The 1,999-nt window shown below is 68.2% G+C and carries 3 protein-coding genes and 1 pseudogene; 3 read left to right on the top strand and 1 reads right to left on the bottom strand.

Features of this window, described 5'->3' with window-relative positions:
* Window positions 1-273: pseudogene (locus tag B2W70_RS18045) on the bottom strand (aromatic ring-hydroxylating dioxygenase subunit alpha); the annotation flags it as partial.
* Window positions 274-613: 340 nt separating this feature from the next.
* Between B2W70_RS18045 and B2W70_RS18040 the strand changes: the two are divergent.
* The 3 genes from B2W70_RS18040 to B2W70_RS18030 all read left to right on the top strand — a co-directional run.
* Complete coding sequence (locus B2W70_RS18040) at window positions 614-892, top strand: exodeoxyribonuclease VII small subunit (protein WP_286747931.1); 279 nt, start codon at window positions 614-616, stop codon at window positions 890-892.
* On the top strand, window positions 889-1,815 hold the full coding sequence (locus tag B2W70_RS18035; protein WP_286747929.1) for a polyprenyl synthetase family protein: 927 nt from the start codon (window positions 889-891) through the stop codon (window positions 1,813-1,815). Before B2W70_RS18040 ends, B2W70_RS18035 begins: the two co-directional genes overlap by 4 nt.
* Window positions 1,816-1,846: 31 nt before the next feature.
* Window positions 1,847-1,999, top strand: a 153-nt coding sequence (locus B2W70_RS18030; RefSeq protein WP_286747935.1) for a 1-deoxy-D-xylulose-5-phosphate synthase N-terminal domain-containing protein, incomplete at its 3' end; no start/stop codon positions are given.

Below are 1,999 nucleotides of genomic sequence, written 5' to 3'. Positions count from 1 at the left end.
CAGCATGAGCGCCTGCCGGTGGCGGCAGACGTTGGAGATCAACTCGATGCCGTCTTTCGTGCGCACCAGCACGCGGCCTTCTTTTTCCTGAGGCAGCGTGAGGTAGTCGCCCACCTCGGGCACGCTGACGGCGTGGCCAAGGTAGCGGGGACCTGACTGAAAGATGCGCGCTTGCTCCTCCTTGTACAGTTGTTCGTCGAAGTAGACGTGAACTGGCAGCTGGGTGTGGGAGCTGCGGCGAAGGGCGTTGAGCGCAGGACTCAGGTCGGACATGATCCCCAGGATCTCCAAAAACCAATGTCAACCCGCTCCGCGAGAGCTGTCTGCCGACCATGAAAACAAGGCACGGATCAGGCGTTGGCTTCGCGAAGACATGTGAAACCCGGCTCGAAGTCAAAAAACCAAACCGGGGACGGCATCCCGGTGCAATCCGGGGAACCCGAGATTCTAGCCGGGGGGTGGGGTGGGGCAAGCCTGTGGGTTTGCTCCGGCGCAAACCAGCGCGCCAGGCCCGATGTCAAGGCCCGCCCACCCTCAGGGGCGGGGCGTTCGAGGCAGGGCAGTCGAAATAGAATACGCGTTTGCCCGCAGAGCCGGATCTCCCACCCTCCCCATGGCCCGACCACCCTCCACCCCCGCTGCGGCCTCCTCCGCGGCCGCGTCGAGCGCCCCTGGCGCCGAGGCCCTGCCCGACAGCTACGAAGACGCGATGGCCGAGCTGGAACAGCTCGTCGCGCGCATGGAGTCGGGCGCCTTGCCCCTGGAGCAGTTGCTGGTGGCCTACCAACGTGGGGCCTCTCTGCTGGGCTTTTGTCGCGAGCGCCTGCACGCCGTTGAGGACCAGGTCAAGCAGCTCGAAGGCGGGCAGCTCAAGCCCTGGGACGCGGCATGAGCCCTGAACAACTGCAAAGCTGGTCGGCCCAGGCGCTGGCCCGTGTGGAAGCGGCCCTGGACGAATGGGTGCCCCGGTCGGCGCCGGCTGGGCTGGGCGATGCCATGCGCTATGGCGTGCTCGACGGCGGCAAGCGTTTGCGGGCCTTGCTCGTCGAGGCCGCTGCCGAGGCGGTGGGCGCGCTCAACGCCGCGACGGGCCGCGAAGCCGCTTTGCGTGCCGCCTGTGCCGTCGAGCTGATCCACGCGTACTCGCTGGTGCACGACGACATGCCCTGCATGGACAACGACGTGTTGCGCCGTGGCAAGCCCACGGTGCACGTGGCCTTTGGCGAAGCCCAGGCCATGCTGGCCGGTGACGCCATGCAGGCCTTGGCCTTCGAGGTGCTCACGCCCGATGTGGGCGAGGGCGCCGGGGTGTCGCCCGTCTTGCAGGCAAGGCTGGTGCGCTTGCTGGCGCGTGCCTCGGGGCAGTCCGGCATGGCCGGTGGCCAGGCCATCGACCTGGCCAGCGTGGGCCGGGCGCTCGATGAGGCCACCCTGCGCGACATGCATCGCCGCAAGACGGGCGCCTTGTTGCGCGCCAGCGTGCAGATGGGTGCTGCCTGCGCAGAGCTGGGCGCAGACTCACCCGCCTGGCAGGCCCTGACCGATTACGGCCACACCATGGGCCTGGCCTTCCAGATCGTCGACGATGTGCTGGACGCCACCCAGCCCTCCGACACCCTGGGCAAGACCGCCGGCAAGGACGCCGAAGCCAACAAGCCCACCTACGTGAGCCTGCTGGGCCTGGACGGGGCCCGCCGCGAAGCCGATGAGCTGCTGGCCCAGGCCCTGGCCGCACTGGCTCGCAGTGGCTTGAGCGCCGAAGCCACCGGGGCCCTGGCGGCCCTGGCGCACCGCATCGTCCACCGCGATCACTGAATCAGAACAAATCCCCACCAGGATGAGCAACATGACCCACCCCCTGCTGTCGCGCGTCGACTCGCCCGCAGATCTGCGGCACCTGTCGCGAACGGAGCTCAAACAGCTCGCCACCGAGCTGCGGTCCTACCTGCTCGAAAGCGTGGCGCGCACCGGGGGGCACCTGTCGTCCAACCTCGGCACG

Origin of the sequence: Aquabacterium sp. UBA2148 (assembly GCF_002328915.1) — a bacterium.
Lineage (GTDB): Bacteria > Pseudomonadota > Gammaproteobacteria > Burkholderiales > Burkholderiaceae_C > Aquabacterium > Aquabacterium parvum.
This window is presented reverse-complemented; position numbering and strand designations above follow the sequence as displayed.

Coding starts and splice junctions, on each gene's coding strand:
- B2W70_RS18040 (WP_286747931.1), top strand. CDS start 614: ATGGCCCGACCACCCTCCACCCCCGCTGCGGCCTCCTCCGCGGCCGCG.
- B2W70_RS18035 (WP_286747929.1), top strand. CDS start 889: ATGAGCCCTGAACAACTGCAAAGCTGGTCGGCCCAGGCGCTGGCCCGT.